The organism is Thermococcus celericrescens, assembly GCF_001484195.1.
Taxonomy (GTDB): Archaea; Methanobacteriota_B; Thermococci; order Thermococcales; family Thermococcaceae; genus Thermococcus; species Thermococcus celericrescens.
The window spans coordinates 1-15,118 of the sequence record NZ_LLYW01000043.1; the positions used below are offsets into that span (position 1 = coordinate 1).

Below are 15,118 nucleotides of genomic sequence, written 5' to 3' on the forward strand. Positions count from 1 at the left end.
ACCACGAGGGCAAGAGGGTTCCAAAGGAACTGCTCTACGACATAGCCCAAGCACGCGGGCGGCGACCTCCGTGCCCGCGGTGAACGATCTGCAGACCGTCGTCACGGGCGGGGTCGAGGACGCGGCCCAGGTTCTGGCCTACCGCGACACCGAGAAGAGCGTTTTCCAGGCACTGGCGCAGATTTTTGCCACGGACAACGCGAAGAAAGCCAGGATGGCAACGCTTGGTGTTGACATGTTCCCCCACGAACTCCTTCAGTGGATAGACGAGAACCTCCCCTACGTCTACTATAAGCCCGAGGACATAGCGAGGGCCTATGAGGCGCTCAGCAGGGCTGACATATACCTCGGCAGGGCGCAGAGAACCGGAAACTACGGCCTCTGGAAGTACGCCACCGACATGATGACCGCGGGGGTTGCCGTTGCAGGTGTCAAAAAGAAGGGCTTCGTGCGGATTTATCCCCCGAAGACGATAAAGCTCCTCACGGAGAGCAAGGCGGAGAGGGGCCTCCGCGATTCGGTCGTCAAGAAGATAATGAGCGAGATGCACATGGCGAAGCTGGAGGCGCTGGAGACCCTCAACTACCTCAGGGCAATATTTGAGAACAGCGCGGACGTTGCGGCGCACTTCGTCGTCTTCCTCGAGCTGACGGAGAAAGAGGTGGAGTTCATCGCCGGCGACAGGGAGAGGGCGAGGACGATCTGGGCCAAGAGCCTCAACATCCACAAGAAGCTCAAGGAGCGCGGTGAACTGGAGGGGCACGTGGAGGCCGCGGTCGAGAAGGAGCCCGGGGAGACCGGGCCGAAGGAGGAGGCTGTGGAAGCCCCGGGGGAGATAAGCGAGGAAGAGCTTGAGAAGGCCGAGGAAGAGATGGAGAGCGTGGAAGAGCCGAAGGAGTCCGGAAAGGTGGACAAGCCCAAGAAGAAGGGCAAGCAGGCGACGCTGTTCGACTTTTTGGGGAAGAAGTGAGGATCTTCATTATTTCTCCTTTATCCCCACATCCGCGCACACCTTGAAAACGTGCGGCTTGAAGTCGCTCACCTTCTTTACGCGGACCTCGCACTCCCTTCCCAGCATGGCGCACGCGTCCATTATCCTGGTCCTGAACGCCCCGACATCGGCCTCATGGACGAAGTCGTAGTAGTGGAGCCATTTCTCTGCCCTGCCCAGCGTTAGAGCCAGGGCATCAACGCCCCTCGGCGTGGGGCTTATCACCCTGTCGTGGGTCGGAAGTTCGGGGAGAACGTCGAAAACGTCGCCGTGGATGAACTCTATCTCGCCCTTCAGCCTTTCCCGGTTCAGCTCGATGTTCTCGAGGCCGAGTTCGTAGGCTTCCCTGTTCAGCTCCACCGCGGTGATCTTGGCCCGTTTATAGCGCGCTATGACGAGCGCATAGGGCAGAACGCCGGCGAAGGGAATCAGAATCCTCTCGCCGTCCTGAACGAGCTGGGCCAGGCGGTAGCGCTCGCCCTTCATCCGCGGGTTGAAGAATGCCCTGCTCAGGTCGACCTTTATCTCCACCCCGTTCTCCTTGTGGACCGTCTCGAGTCTCCTCTCCCCCCAGATTATCGAGTATTCCCTTATTCTGAACGCCCCCTCGTGGAAGCCTTTCTGGGCCGCGACCCTGATGAAGGGGTGGACCTTTCTGAGGCCCCATACGATATCGTCCACCCTGTGGGAAAGCTCCCTTGGTATCTGGATTACCGCTATATCCCCAACGATGTCGTAGCGCCTGAGGTGCTTCAGCTCATCCTCGCTCAGCCTCCCGGCGAGGACGCTCTCGAGGTTCTTGTAAAGCTGCCGCTCGGGCCGGAGGGGAAGTTCGGAGGGCAAGACTTCGTAGCCGAGTGAGTGAAGAAGGGGGTCTTCGATGACGGGGAGGAGAACGAATTCCCCCTCCCGTTTCGGACGCCTCTTCCCGTCGTAGAGGCCCAGCTTCTTTAGCCGTTTCTTCACGGGTTCAGCTTTCCTCTTGGGGACTCTGAGTGCCGGCATCGTCATTCCGCTCCGGGGATTTGGGCGCGCTTCCGGGGGCCAGTGTTCCAAACAATGCAACGCCCACTAAGTTGTTGATGATTCTCTGAACATCGATGGTTTCGAGTTCCTTTTTGAATATTGCGTACTGCTGGGGTTCCAGCGTTTCGGGGGTGACGAGCAGTATCAGGTGTCCCCCGTGAATTATGGCCGCGTCCCTAACCGCGAGGATGAACTTCGCTATGGATTTAAAGTCCACATAGAAGCTTATGTACTCGATTCCCTCGATGTAAACTATCCCGTTGGGGTTATTCTTGAGGAACGTGGTTATCTTGCTGTTCAGGATGTGAAGTGCACTGGGACTCACGGACTGGGGATGCTCCACGCGGGTGAGCCAGATGTATTCCGCGGGCTCCACCCCCATCTTCTTGGCCCATGATTCTGGGTGTTCTCTGCCTATGGCAAGGATGGGAACATTGAAATACCCGAAGATGGTTTTCAGCAGAACCTTTGCATCCTCGGTTGATGTGAGCATCGCGGCTGGGGGTAAGGGTGGTTTTCTACCCCTGGATTTCTCCCTCCGGACGGACGGTGCCCGCCAGTATCTCTCCAGTTTGCCCAGCAGATTCAATGTTGAGCTTGCCAGGATTATGTATCCGAGCGTTATGCTGACCGCCTGGAGCATCCAGAACTTGAGGGAAACGGCTGTAGTCACCAGTACTCCGAGGCCTCCGGCGATACCGAACAGGAAAAAGGATACCAACAGTGTCCTAGCCAGGGTTTTTACGGGTTCTCCGTGTCTTTTATACTCCTCCAGGGAACGTATGACGCCGTATGCGCCTATGCCGATCAGGATTGCAGCGGAGAGATATTGGATTTCATTCCCATGCCCCACGCTTTCACCTAATCATATAGATGCCAACTTCCCAAAAAACTTTTCCTTCATTTCCAGTACGGCTCCCTCATGAGGACGACCCGGTGGAATATCTCCACGAGCTCTCCGTCGCTTGCGCCGTTCCTGAGGGCCGTCGCGAAGTCGATGAGGTCGTCCTTCCTCAGCAGGCACGTCTTGAACTTCCCGTCCGACGTGACGCGGAGCCTCGTGCAGTTGGCGCAGAATACCGTGTTGTGCATCGCCCGGACCACCTCAACCTCTGCGACGCCGTGGTCGGTGTGAATGAAGTACTTCTTCCTTCTGTGCATCCTCCTCTCGCGGGTCTCCACGGCCATTTCCTCCAGCCGCTCCTCCACGGGCTTGAGCGGGTAGAAGTACTTCCTGAAGAACCTGGTCTCCGTCATCTCCCTCGGGGCCTCGAGCTCGATGAGCTGGAGTATCGTCCCGGTCTTCGCGGCGAACTCCACCATGTCCCATATCTCGCCGTCGTTCAGTCTCCTCATAACTGTCATGTTGAGCTTCACCGGGCTGAGGTACTTCACCGCCTCCCCTATGCCTTCGAGGACCGTGTCGAGCATATCGACACCGGTGATTCTGCGGTAAACGTCGGGCTTTAGACTGTGGAGGGATACGTTGACGCGGTTGAGGCCCGCTTCGGCGAGCGGCTTCGCCAGCTCCTTTAGCCTGCTCCCGTTTGTGGTCATGGAGAGGTCAACCACGTATGGCCTTATGCGCCTCACTATCTCGAGTATATCGTCCCTGACGGTGGGCTCCCCTCCGGTCAGTTTGACCTTTCTTATTCCAAGGCGCGACGCCACCCTGACGAGCCTCTCTATCTCCGAGGGGGTCAGCTCAAGGCTCGCGTTGAAGTGCTGTCCCTCGCGGTGGCAGAAGAAGCAGCGGAAGTTGCAGTCCTGAGTGAGGGATATCCTGAGGTTGGTTGCGGGTCTGCCGAAGCGGTCGTAGAGCACCATCTGAAGCACCGCTTGGATTAGCCTTTCGGCTTAAAAAAAGATTTTGGGTAAGCGCTTTCGTTTAACACGCCCGAGGGGACTGCATCGAAAACTACAAGTAGGGGGAGGGGGCAAGTTATGGCCAGGGGGTTTTCCCATGAACGTTGAGGAGATTAAGTCCCGACTTTCCCGTCTGGAATCGCTTCATTCCGCTTTTGAGAACAAATTCCCTGCCATCTACGGTGAGAAGGACAGGGGGGCTCTTCTGGAGACCGTTAAGGCCCTTCACACTGTATCCCGGGAGAAACTTGAGGTGGCTGCGGGCCTTTACCGCGAGATGAGCGGGGAGGCGCAGGCTAAGGAGCTCTACCGGAACGAGCATCAGATGAAGTTCCGGCTCGAGGAGCTTCTGTCCCTCCTCTCAAGGGACGACTACGATTCCCGCGTGAAGCTGGAGACCGCGATGGAGAGGCTCGTTCAGTTTCACAGGGTCTACGACTACGCCGTTAGAAAGGCCCTCGGCGAGCTGACCTCCGAGGTCGAAGGAATGGCGCTCCTTGCTGGAGGCGAAAAGGAAAAAAAGGTACCCGCGGGTATAATGGAGGAGCTCAGGAAGGTCAAGACGCTCGAGGCCGAACTCGGTACCCTTAAAAGGTTCCTCCTCAGGCTCTATACTCATCCCGGTGACGTTCACAAGGTTGAAGCTGCTTTGAGAGACTGGCACTCCCGGGGACTGCTCTGGGTTGAGGCGAGAAACGTTGAGAAGCTGAGCGGTGTCGCTGACGCCGGCGAGATACTCGAGGGTCTCACGCTCATAGGAGTGGTGGAAAAGAAGATGAGGGGTGGTGAAGGTGTCTACAGACACAGGAGTTACAGTCCGGGTTAGGGGCATATACAGCACTGCCCTCACCAAGCTGTTCCTCGACAGGGGATTCGGAATCTCACAGCCGAGCAACAGGATCGTCGAGCGCTTCAACCTCGAGAAGACCTACGACGAGTTCGATGTTGACGTCTATGACAAGAAGGACCACCATGGGGTCATCCTCGTCGGGACGAAGGTTGAGGAGGTTAGGGAGGTTCTCGAGGACGAATTCATAGACGTCTTCTTCCGGAAGCTTCCCTACCAGCTGTACGGAATCTACAAGGGAATAGTCGTTCAGAGGGACGAGAGATACGTCTACGTGGACATTGGGAGCGCCATAGGTACGATACCGGTTAAGGACCTTCCCCGTGCCAGGGAGGGCGACGAACTCCTCGTCCAGGTCAAAAAGCACAACCTGCTCCCCCAGCTGAGCGTCACCCTGACGATTCCCGGTGACTACGCGGTTCTGATTCCGAAGCCCGTTGGTGCCCAGAGGCACGTCAAAATATCCCGGAAGATAAGGGACCAAAGCGAGCGCGAGAGGCTCCGCATCCTGGGTCTGAGTGTTGACCTCGGGGAGTGGGGCATCCTGTGGAGAACGGCCGCCGCCTACAAGGACTGGAACATTCTCCGCGATGAGATAGTGGCGCTCTCGAAGCTGGCCGACACCCTCGCGAGGGCGGATTCCTACGCGGCTCCATCCCTCCTAATCGAGGGACGCGGTATTTACGAGGTCGAGTTCGGTGGAGGGGCGAAGAAAAAGCTCGACGAGATACGGAACAAAGTGGTTCCGACGGTTGAGGGCCACCACCAGCTGAAGGCCCACGACCTTGAACTCGGGTTCGCGGTGGAGATAGCAGAGGGAATACTAGCCAAGGTGCCGGGCCAGCGGGAGAGGGTCAGGCAGGGCTTCTGGGAGTCAGTCGTTGCCAACAAGGGGCCGAGGAGGGGCTGGCTCTTTAGCCTCGAGCACAACAAACCCGATGGCCAGAGGATAAAGATAGGGCCCGGTGAAGTTCAGGAGGTCTCCATGAACCCGCTCAGGGTCACCTTCAAGCGCCACCTCAAGCCCGGGAAGTTCTACGACGGTCTCGACCTGCCGATAGAGTTTGGCGACTACGTCATCACGGAGATAGAGGAAGGAAAGTGGTGGTTTGTACACCGCTATTACGACCGTGACGGCAACCTAAAGGGCGAGTACTACAACATAAACACCCCTGTGGAGATCTACCCGGACAGGGCCCGCTACATCGACCTCGAGGTGGACATCGTCAGATGGCCGGACGGAAAGAAGGAGATAATCGACAGGGAGAAGCTCACCGAGCACTACGAGGAAGGCACGATAAGCGAGAAGCTCTACAAGGCGGTGCTTAGGATAGTGCAGGAGGTTTACGAGCGGATTTAAGGTAGGGTTTTGATGCCCAGCTTTTCTGCTTCTTTTTTCAGTCTCTTATCGTATGTGGCCAGCCTTTTAAAGTCCTCCGCTGTGGCAAGGATTACCATATCGTTAAAGCGTTTTGGGTTCTTGGTTAGCTCCAGCGCGCGTTTTGTGTACTTCCCGCCATCACCGATTACCCTCGTTCTTGGACTGTTCAGGATCGAGGAGACCACCTTCATTATTTCCTCTCCGTTGTAACCCCCCTCCCTGAAAAACCAGTAGAGTTCGTAAAGGACCATGCTGGGGACGATCCACTTTTCCAGTCCAGCCAGCAGTTTCCTCGCTTCCGCGTTGAACTCTGAATCCCTTAGGGTGGCGTATATGAATACGTTGGTGTCTATTACCGTCACTCCTTCTCACCCTGGCCCCTTCTTATGGCCTCCTCGATGTCCTCAACCTTCAGCCCCTTTCCCCCAGGCAGTAGGGGAAGCTCAAGGTCTCTCTTTTTGATCACGGCCTTTCCGTCTTCGATCTCGATGACTAGAACGTCCCCCACCCTAATCCCCAGCTTCTTCCTAACATCGCTTGGAATAGTAATTTGATAGTTCCTAGTTACTTTTGTGATTCCCATAGTCTCACCGTTTATAGTAGGACGTGATGGTGTAAAAACGTTGCGGTGGAAACCCTTTAATATCTCCCTGTGTTCTCTACTGTTCGGTGATAAAATGAAACCGGGGGTTTTGAGGGGTTACTCCAAGGGCCTCAAAAAGGTTCATCGGGCGGGCGCGACTACCGAGTATTCCTACCGCACGGCTTTTCACGAGTTTCTCAGGAGTCTGTTCTCGAAGGAGTACAACGTCAAAATAATTCATGAACCGGGCAGGGAGACCTTTGGTGCACCGGATTTCAAGGTATTTACTGATTCCGGGATAATCGGATACATCGAGACTAAGGCTCCTAATATTGACCTCCATAGGCTTCCAAAGAGGGATAAAAGTCAGGTCAAGCGCTATTCTGCGAGGCTGGACAATTTCATCTTGACCAACTATCGCGACTTCATTCTCTACCAGAGGGGCGAGAAGGTTGAGGAAGTTTCTCTCCTCGATGAGGACTTTAACCTGATTGAATCAAACGTTGAGAAGTTCAACCGGCTTGCCCAGAGGTTTCTGGGCTTTGCAGTCCCCCAGATTAAGGATCCGGAGAGTCTTGCCCATATTTTGGCGAAGAGGGCCATGATTCTAAAGGATGTGGTTCTTGAAAACATGAACAGCGATGAGCAGCTCCAGTACCTCTATCAGGCGTTTAAGGAGCACCTCATGGCGGGAATGAAGAAGAGCGAGTTTGCAGATGCATACGCCCAGACCGTTGTTTATGGCCTCTTTATGGCTAGGTTCACAATAAATGGTCGCCTCACGCGGGAGAACGTCGCCTTCAGAGGCGTTCCAAAGTCCCTCCGTGTCGTCCACGAGATTTTCAAGTACATCGCCTCCGACCTTCCTGACTACCTCGAGTGGATTGTCGAGGAGCTCATAGCGATACTCAACAACGTGGACGTTGAGGAGCTTAAGAGACGCTTCCACTTCGGAAACGGCGAGTTCGACCCGTTCCTTCACTTCTACGAGACGTTTTTAGCCGAGTATAATCCCAAGCTCAGGAAGTCGAAGGGGGTCTATTACACTCCTATTCCTGTCGTTGAGTTCATAATCAACTCGGTGGACGAGATACTCCGCGGGAGGTTTGGGAAGAGGCTCCACGATGAGGGCGTTACCATACTCGACCCAGCAACGGGGACGGGAACCTTCCTCGCTGGAGTCCTCGACAGGATACACAAAAACATCAAGGGGACCCTCTTCCAGCTCTACCTCAAGGAACGCCTGTTGAACAACATCTACGGCTTTGAAATCCTAATCTCTCCATACCTTGTCGCCCATCTCAAGCTCTCGATGGTGCTCAACCAGTGGGGCATAAAGCTGAAAGACGATGAGAGGTTCAGGATTTACCTCACCAACGCCCTTGACTTGATGCGGGAGAGGGGACAGGCTGGTCTATTCGAGAGAGCTTTGGACAAGGAGAGCGAGGAAGCCGACAGGGTGAAGAAGGAGGCAAAGATATTCGTGGTAATTGGAAACCCGCCTTATGAAACAAGAAAAGATGAGACTTACATTCAGACTCTCCTAAAAGACTACATGAAAGGCTTGGGGGTTGAGAAGGAGAAAAAGAAAGGTGCCCTACAGGACGATTACGTTAAGTTTATCCGCTTCTCTCAGTGGAAGATAGACCAGAACGGTAAAGGAATAGTCGGCTTCATCACGAACAACTCGTACCTTGACGGCCTCGTCCACAGGAGGATGAGACAGAGTCTCATGGAGAGCTTCGATGAAATCTACATTCTCAACCTCCACGGGAACGCGAGGAAGGGCGAAAGCGACGAGAACGTCTTTGACATCCAGCAAGGTGTTGCCATAGCGTTCTTCGTGAAGCTGAGGGAAGGAAAGCACAAAGCGGAGGAGTGTAAGGTCTACTATTACTCAATCGTCCACGACGCCGAAAAGACGATGAGGGAAGAGAAGTATGATTTTTTGAGAAACAAAGGCTGGAAAACTGTCGAATGGAAGGAGATCCGGCCAAAGAGGCCTTATTACTTCTTTGTTCCCAAGGATCTGAGCCTTGAAGAAGAGTACTCAAAGTTCCCGAAGCTAGACGAGATTTTTGAGGTTTACGGAAGTGGAATTGTTACAGGAAAAGATGAAACGTTGTTGCATTTTGATAAATCAAGCTTGGAGCAGGTCATAAGGGAAATTTTAGATCCTACTATTCCGATTCCGGAAATTCAGCGTAAATATAATTTGGGGGACACAAGTGCATGGAAGCCATCAAAAAGAATTCAACGTGCCCGTAATAGTGGATTTACACAGTCTAAGGTTGTTCGTGTACTTTATAGACCTTTTGATTATAGGTTCGTGTATTATGATGTTGCTCTCCTTCAGAGGGCGTTGCCTCATGTTCATGAACATTTCTTGGGGGACGAAAATCTTGGGCTCATAGCCTCTAGGCAATATCAGAAAGAGTTCAAGCACGTATTTGTTACGGATACAATTGCCGAACGTGGGATAACTTCGGCATATGTTGGGGATCAGGGGGTTGTCTTCCCCCTCTACCTATACTCCGACGACAGCAAGACTAAAAGGCCCAACCTCAAGTCCGAGTTCCTCAAAGAGCTTAAGAAGCGCTACGGGGAGGTAACTCCTGAGGGCTTCCTATACTACGCCTACGCGGTTTTACACGACCCCAAGTACCGGAAGAGGTACGCCGAGTTCCTCAAGTTCGACTTCCCGAGGATACCGCTCTACGACAAGGAGACCTTTAAGAAGTACAGGGATATCGGCGAGGAGCTGGTCAAGCTCCACCTGATGAAGGTGGACTTCCCAATCGAACCCAAGCTCGTCGGAGATGACCTGACCGTTGAGAAGGTCAAGTACGATGGCAGGGACTGCGTGGTGATAAACAAGACGACGAAGCTCTGCAGAATCCCACCGGAGGTCTGGGAGTACACCATAGGCGGCTACCGCGTCATCGAGAAGTATCTCAAGGGCAGGAAGGGAAGAAAGCTAAGCCTCGATGAGCTTGAACACATCTACAAAGTCGTTGAAATCCTGAGGAAGACGATAGAACTCGTTAAGGAGCTTGAAGCGATAGAGCCAAGGTTTTAATTTTCGGCAAATATTACCAACTTGGTAATATGCTCGACGGGCAATATTCAGGGGGTCTCTTTTTTGTTTTCCGGCCTGGTTTTGACGTCCTCTATTCCCTTCTCCGTTATCCTGAAGTGGACCATGCCCCCCTCCGGTCTGAAGCGGTGTCTCTCCAGAACGGCGACCCGAAGGCCGGGAACGTTCAGTCTATCCAGCCGGAGAATGTCCTTCGTCCGGTAGTTGAGCGTGTGTTCGGCAACGGGCTTCATCCTCTCCGCCCGGCTGTCGAAGTGAACCTGATTGATGATTATTACGGGTATGCCCTTCTTTCTCGCTATCCAGAGGAGCACCTGGAGCTGCTTGCCCAGCTCTGCGCTCAGACCCCTCCTGTTCTCCTCGACGCGATAATGGGCGGTTAGCGAGTCAACAACGACGAGGGAGAACGTCCCATCAACGATCTTCTTCAGGCCCCCAACCGAGCGCCGCTGCTCCTTAAAATCCGAGGGGGTGAATAGAATGAAGCGCTGAAGGGCCTCCTCCGAATCCAGCCCCCTTGCGGTCGCCATCTGGCTCAGCCTCTCCGGAGAGAAGCCGCCCTCCGTGTCGATGTAGGCAATCTTTCCGCGGCTGAGAAGGCCTACCTGAACCGCCAGCGTTGTCTTCCCCGTGGCGAAGCCTCCGTAAATCTGGGTCAGGACGCCGGGGGCGATGCCCCCACCCAGAAGCTCGTCAAGTGATTTGACCCCCGTTGAGAGCATCCGCTTCACCGCTAAAGGGTGAACTCTTCGTAGAGTTCAAGGGGCCTGACGAGGGTCCAGATGCGCTTCTTCTGGAGCTCATCCCTGAGCTTCTCGGGGCTTCCCGTCCCGTAGATGCCGTAGTGCATGGGTATAACGAGGCGTGGGCGCATATCCTCGACAATCTGGGCCGCTTCGCGCTCGTTGGCCGTTGAGCGGCCGCTTATCGGCACCAAGAGAACGTCCACCCTTCCGCGGAGTCTCTGGAGGACCGGTGTGGAATACGTGTCGCCAGTGTGGAAGAGGGCCTTGTCCCCCTCTATCAGGTAGCCCAGGGGGTACTGGCTCGAGGGGTGCTCCATGTAGAAGGCGGTCACCTTAACGCCGTTCTTGAGCTCGATGGTCTGGCCGTCCTCAATCTCCCTGACCTTCGTCACACCATCGCTGATGGCGGTCATGTAAACCGGCTTGGGCCCTATCACGATAGCGTCGCGGAGTCGCGAGAGAAGCTCCACCTTGCCGTAGTGGTCCACGTGTTCGTGGGTTATCAGTATGTAGTCAACCTCGCCTATCCTGTCATCGTCCACCTCGGGATACGGGTCGATGAGGAGTCTCACGCCGTTGGTCTCGACCCAAAAGCACGCGTGTCCATACCAGATAATCTTCATCGGCTCTACCTCCTCAACTGGTTTGGGTAAGGTAGACTTAAAGTTTTTCCCCGTCGTCCGTTTTTTCGAAGTTCCTTCTGTATCCTCCGATTCCCGGAAATCCGGCGCAGATTTTATATACCTCATTTCTGCCCTTTCATTGGTGGTCGCGGAAATTTCGAGCCTCTGAATGGTGGCAGTCCATCACGGTGGTGCAGGATGAACAGACGTCGCCTCATAATCCCCCCCGTTTCACTTCCTGTGCTCCTGGTTATGGGGGTTCTTTTCGTCATTATCTTCGCCTTCTTCTCCGGTGTCGTTATGGCCGCATTTGAGAAGCTCGGGATTCCCCCGGACGTCGCCTATGCGCTCTTCATCTTCGCGCTCGTGGGGAGCTTCCTAAACATACCAATCGCGGAGGAAACGTCCTACGAGCCAGTCGTGAGGGTGAGGGAGGTTCGGTTCTTTGGAATAGCATACCCCGTTCCGTTCTTTGACTGGGAGGAGAGGCGCATAATCATCGCCATAAACGTGGGAGGGGCCATCGTTCCCATAAGCGTGGCCGTCTATGAGATATTCAGGATGGTGTACTTCAGCCGGTGGACCCTTCTCTCCAACACCCTCCTGGCGGTTCTCATAGCTTCTTTCTTCAGCCATGCCGTTGCCAGACCTGTCAGGGGCCTTGGAATAGCCATGCCCCTCTTCCTGCCACCCTTGATGGCCATGTTTCTCGGCTGGCTCCTCGGCGGGAGCAATCCGAATGCCGTTGCCTACATCAGCGGGACCCTCGGTGTTCTGATAGGTGCCGACCTGATGAACTGGAACAGGATCAAGAACCTCGGCGCACCGATGGTCAGCATAGGCGGCGCCGGCACCTTCGACGGCATCTTCCTCGCGGGTATAATTGCCGTCCTCCTGGTATAACGGTGGGTTTTTAAGGGGGGTATTGAACATTCCAGTGGCAAATAGGGGTGATGCTCATGTTCGTGATTGGAAGCGGTGCCAGGCATCTGGAGGACGAGATGAAGGCCCTCGGCGGCAGGATTCTCGATGCCGAGATAAAGCGGTTCCCCGACGGTGAGAAATACGTCCGGGTTCTTGGCTCTTCGGAAGAGGCTACTGTCGTTCAGTCCACATTCAGGCCGCAGGACGAGCACCTGGTCGAGATGATTCTCCTCGCTGATGCCCTGCACGAGAGGGGGGCCCGGAAGCTCAGGGCGGTCGTTCCGTACTTTGCCTACTCGAGACAGGACAGGGTCACGAAGGAAGGTGAGCCGGTGAGTGTGAGGGCTGTGATGAGAACCCTCGCGGTTTACTACGACGAGCTCTACGTCTTCGACCTCCACAACCCCGAGACCCTCAAGTTCTTCCAGGGTAAGGCGGTCAACCTCTCCCCCGCGGGGGTCATTGCGGACTACTTCGGGGAGAAGCTCGGTGAGGGCGTTGTTCTCGCCCCCGACAAGGGTGCGCTGATGAGGGCGAAGGCTGTTGCGGAGAGGCTCGGCCTTGAGTACAGCCACTTCCACAAGGTCCGCGTTTCCCCGACTGAGGTCAGGATGGAGCCGGTCGATGTGGACGTTAAGGGGAAGAACGTTCTCATAGTCGATGACATCATAAGCACCGGCGGGACAATGATCAGGGCCGCAAACCTGCTCAGGGAGATGGGGGCTGAGAAGGTCTTCGTCGCGGCCACGCACGGTGTCTTCGCGGAGGGTGCGATAGAGCGCGTAAGCAAAGCCGTTGACGAGCTGGCGGTCACCAACACGATACCCACCCCGGTCTCGAAGATAAGCGTTGTGCCTGAGATACTGAAGCTGTGAGGGCGTCTCCCCTCGCCGCCCTCTTAACCTTTCTGACGTTTTTTGGAGCCGGACTTCTCATGGTGGTTTCCTTCCTCGTGATTGGCGGCCTGGGTTCGGTGATTCCCTTCGCGGATAATCTCACCATAGTTCTGTCGCTCATGGTTCTCCTCCCACTTACGAAGCGTCTCCTCATGGTCTTTGGGCTGGACGAGGATTCATCCAGAAAGCTTGCCCTCCTGGTCGGCCTCCTCTCTGTTTTGGTGTTCTACATGACCATACCGGGGGCTTGTGGGTGGTGCCGCTGATGAAGAGAATCGTCCCCTATACCATCGGCTTAGTCCTCATGACGCTCCTGGCATCCCTTGATTTCGTTCTCTTCGTGGACAGGTTGATACCGCTTGGGGGACGCCCTCGGTGGCTACGTTGGGTGGGCAACTGGAGGGGGTCTTGGGTTGAGCCACGATGATGCACTCAACCTGAGTGTCCTTGTTTCGGTGGTCTCGGGTTCTCTGTTTCTCATCCGTTTCCTCCTCTGACTGCAAAAATTTTTGCCGTTTTTATGTCTAAAATTGTGTATTTTATCGGCGCTTTTTGACAGCTTCTTTTTTAAGAATCTGCCCGGGGAGGGTTTTGCAAAATTTTGTATCGGTGGGGTTCACCCCTATTGGATGGAGCGCCCGAACAGGGCGCGACAAAACCCGAGCGCCAAGACGGCGGCGTCGGGGGGACAGGGTGCAAAGCACCCACGATGAACCCCGCCCTCCAGCTCGGGTCACAGCAATGTGCGCTCCCGAGGAAACGCCGAAAGGCGGACCCCTTGGGGGTAAGGCAGGCCCAACACCTCGACCAAACCCCGGACGGATATTGGTACTTCCCCTTGAGGGAAGTCCCACCGGCCGTACTCCTTGCTCAATTCCGGTTGATCCTGCCGGAGGCCACTGCTATGGGGGTCCGACTAAGCCATGCGAGTCATGGGGCGCCTTGCGCGCACCGGCGGACGGCTCAGTAACACGTCGGTAACCTACCCTCGGGAGGGGGATAACCCCGGGAAACTGGGGCTAATCCCCCATAGGCCTGAGGTACTGGAAGGTCCTCAGGCCGAAAGGGGCTTTGCCCGCCCGAGGATGGGCCGGCGGCCGATTAGGTAGTTGGTGGGGTAACGGCCCACCAAGCCGAAGATCGGTACGGGCCATGAGAGTGGGAGCCCGGAGATGGACACTGAGACACGGGTCCAGGCCCTACGGGGCGCAGCAGGCGCGAAACCTCCGCAATGCGGGCAACCGCGACGGGGGGACCCCCAGTGCCGTGGCATCGCCACGGCTTTTCCGGAGTGTAAAGAGCTCCGGGAATAAGGGCTGGGCAAGGCCGGTGGCAGCCGCCGCGGTAATACCGGCGGCCCGAGTGGTGGCCGCTATTATTGGGCCTAAAGCGTCCGTAGCCGGGCCCGTAAGTCCCTGGCGAAATCCCACGGCTCAACCGTGGGGGCTTGCTGGGGATACTGCGGGCCTTGGGACCGGGAGAGGCGGAGGGTACTCCTGGGGTAGGGGTGAAATCCTATAATCCCAGGAGGACCGCCAGTGGCGAAGGCGCTCCGCTGGAACGGGTCCGACGGTGAGGGACGAAGGCCAGGGGAGCGAACCGGATTAGATACCCGGGTAGTCCTGGCTGTAAAGGATGCGGGCTAGGTGTCGGGCGAGCTTCGTGCTCGCTCGGTGCCGAAGGGAAGCCGTTAAGCCCGCCGCCTGGGGAGTACGGCCGCAAGGCTGAAACTTAAAGGAATTGGCGGGGGAGCACTACAAGGGGTGGAGCGTGCGGTTTAATTGGATTCAACGCCGGGAACCTCACCGGGGGCGACGGCAGGATGAAGGCCAGGCTGAAGGTCTTGCCGGACACGCCGAGAGGAGGTGCATGGCCGCCGTCAGCTCGTACCGTGAGGCGTCCACTTAAGTGTGGTAACGAGCGAGACCCGCGCCCCCAGTTGCCAGTCCTTCCCGCTGGGGAGGAGGCACTCTGGGGGGACCGCCGGCGATAAGCCGGAGGAAGGAGCGGGCGACGGTAGGTCAGTATGCCCCGAAACCCCCGGGCTACACGCGCGCTACAATGAGCGGGACAATGGGATCCGACCCCGAAAGGGGAAGGTAATCCCCTAAACCCGCTCCCAGTTCGGATCGCGGGCT

Annotated in this window: 13 protein-coding genes, 1 rRNA gene and 1 pseudogene; 8 read left to right on the forward strand and 7 right to left on the reverse strand. The window is 56.0% G+C overall.

Annotation, left to right across the window (positions count from 1 at the left end):
* A pseudogene (locus APY94_RS11280) lies at window positions 1-970 on the forward strand (replication factor C large subunit); the annotation flags it as partial.
* A 9-nt stretch (window positions 971-979) separates the two neighbouring features.
* On the opposite strand, the gene taw22 reads toward APY94_RS11280, so the two are convergent.
* From taw22 to moaA, 3 genes are read right to left on the reverse strand one after another with little or no spacing between them, the layout of a single operon-like run.
* Entirely contained in the window at window positions 980-1,996 is a 1,017-nt protein-coding gene (gene taw22, locus APY94_RS11285) for a tRNA (guanine(37)-N1)/4-demethylwyosine(37)-methyltransferase Taw22 (protein WP_058939727.1), read from the reverse strand.
* Window positions 1,962-2,870, reverse strand: coding sequence for a DUF835 domain-containing protein (locus APY94_RS11290; protein WP_058939728.1), 909 nt, complete (start codon window positions 2,868-2,870; stop codon window positions 1,962-1,964). Before APY94_RS11290 ends, taw22 begins: the two co-directional genes overlap by 35 nt.
* 47 nt (window positions 2,871-2,917) lie before the next feature.
* A complete protein-coding gene (gene moaA / locus APY94_RS11295) occupies window positions 2,918-3,841 on the reverse strand; it encodes a GTP 3',8-cyclase MoaA (protein WP_211259710.1) in 924 nt (307 codons plus the stop codon).
* A 139-nt stretch (window positions 3,842-3,980) separates the two neighbouring features.
* Here moaA and APY94_RS11300 point away from each other — a divergent pair, with 139 nt between their 5' ends.
* Both APY94_RS11300 and APY94_RS11305 read left to right on the forward strand, forming a co-directional pair.
* Window positions 3,981-4,709 carry a hypothetical protein gene (locus APY94_RS11300; RefSeq protein WP_058939730.1) on the forward strand — a complete coding sequence of 243 codons (729 nt, stop codon included), beginning with the start codon at window positions 3,981-3,983 and terminating at the stop codon, window positions 4,707-4,709.
* The gene (locus tag APY94_RS11305; RefSeq protein ID WP_058939731.1) at window positions 4,675-6,090 is read left to right on the forward strand and encodes a DUF402 domain-containing protein; all 1,416 of its coding nucleotides are present in this window, start codon (window positions 4,675-4,677) and stop codon (window positions 6,088-6,090) included. The genes APY94_RS11300 and APY94_RS11305 overlap by 35 nt, the downstream gene beginning before the upstream one ends.
* On the opposite strand, the gene APY94_RS11310 is transcribed toward APY94_RS11305, so the two are convergent.
* Window positions 6,087-6,473: a PIN domain-containing protein gene (locus APY94_RS11310; RefSeq protein WP_058939732.1), complete on the reverse strand. Its 387-nt coding sequence runs from the start codon at window positions 6,471-6,473 to the stop codon at window positions 6,087-6,089. The two genes, APY94_RS11305 and APY94_RS11310, sit on opposite strands and share 4 nt — an antisense overlap.
* Window positions 6,470-6,694: an AbrB/MazE/SpoVT family DNA-binding domain-containing protein gene (locus APY94_RS11315; protein ID WP_058939733.1), complete on the reverse strand. Its 225-nt coding sequence runs from the start codon at window positions 6,692-6,694 to the stop codon at window positions 6,470-6,472. The genes APY94_RS11310 and APY94_RS11315 overlap by 4 nt, the downstream gene beginning before the upstream one ends.
* Window positions 6,695-6,788: 94 nt before the next feature.
* On the opposite strand from APY94_RS11315, the gene APY94_RS11320 reads away from it, so the two are divergent.
* On the forward strand, window positions 6,789-9,773 hold the full coding sequence (locus APY94_RS11320; protein WP_058939734.1) for a type ISP restriction/modification enzyme: 2,985 nt from the start codon (window positions 6,789-6,791) through the stop codon (window positions 9,771-9,773).
* 47 nt (window positions 9,774-9,820) lie between these two features.
* On the opposite strand, the gene radB is transcribed toward APY94_RS11320, so the two are convergent.
* The gene (radB, locus tag APY94_RS11325) at window positions 9,821-10,513 is read right to left on the reverse strand and encodes a DNA repair and recombination protein RadB (RefSeq protein ID WP_058939735.1); all 693 of its coding nucleotides are present in this window, start codon (window positions 10,511-10,513) and stop codon (window positions 9,821-9,823) included.
* A gap of 11 nt (window positions 10,514-10,524) precedes the next feature.
* Window positions 10,525-11,160: an MBL fold metallo-hydrolase gene (locus APY94_RS11330; RefSeq protein ID WP_058939736.1), complete on the reverse strand. Its 636-nt coding sequence runs from the start codon at window positions 11,158-11,160 to the stop codon at window positions 10,525-10,527.
* 198 nt (window positions 11,161-11,358) lie between these two features.
* Here APY94_RS11330 and APY94_RS11335 point away from each other — a divergent pair, with 198 nt between their 5' ends.
* The 4 genes from APY94_RS11335 to APY94_RS11350 all read left to right on the forward strand — a co-directional run.
* On the forward strand, window positions 11,359-12,063 hold the full coding sequence (locus APY94_RS11335; RefSeq protein ID WP_058939737.1) for a DUF1614 domain-containing protein: 705 nt from the start codon (window positions 11,359-11,361) through the stop codon (window positions 12,061-12,063).
* A 56-nt stretch (window positions 12,064-12,119) separates the two neighbouring features.
* On the forward strand, window positions 12,120-12,959 hold the full coding sequence (locus APY94_RS11340; RefSeq protein ID WP_058939738.1) for a ribose-phosphate diphosphokinase: 840 nt from the start codon (window positions 12,120-12,122) through the stop codon (window positions 12,957-12,959).
* Window positions 12,960-13,018: 59 nt separating this feature from the next.
* A complete protein-coding gene (locus tag APY94_RS11345) occupies window positions 13,019-13,246 on the forward strand; it encodes a hypothetical protein (RefSeq protein WP_157065539.1) in 228 nt (75 codons plus the stop codon).
* A gap of 607 nt (window positions 13,247-13,853) precedes the next feature.
* A 16S ribosomal RNA gene (locus APY94_RS11350) occupies window positions 13,854-15,118 on the forward strand; the annotation flags it as partial.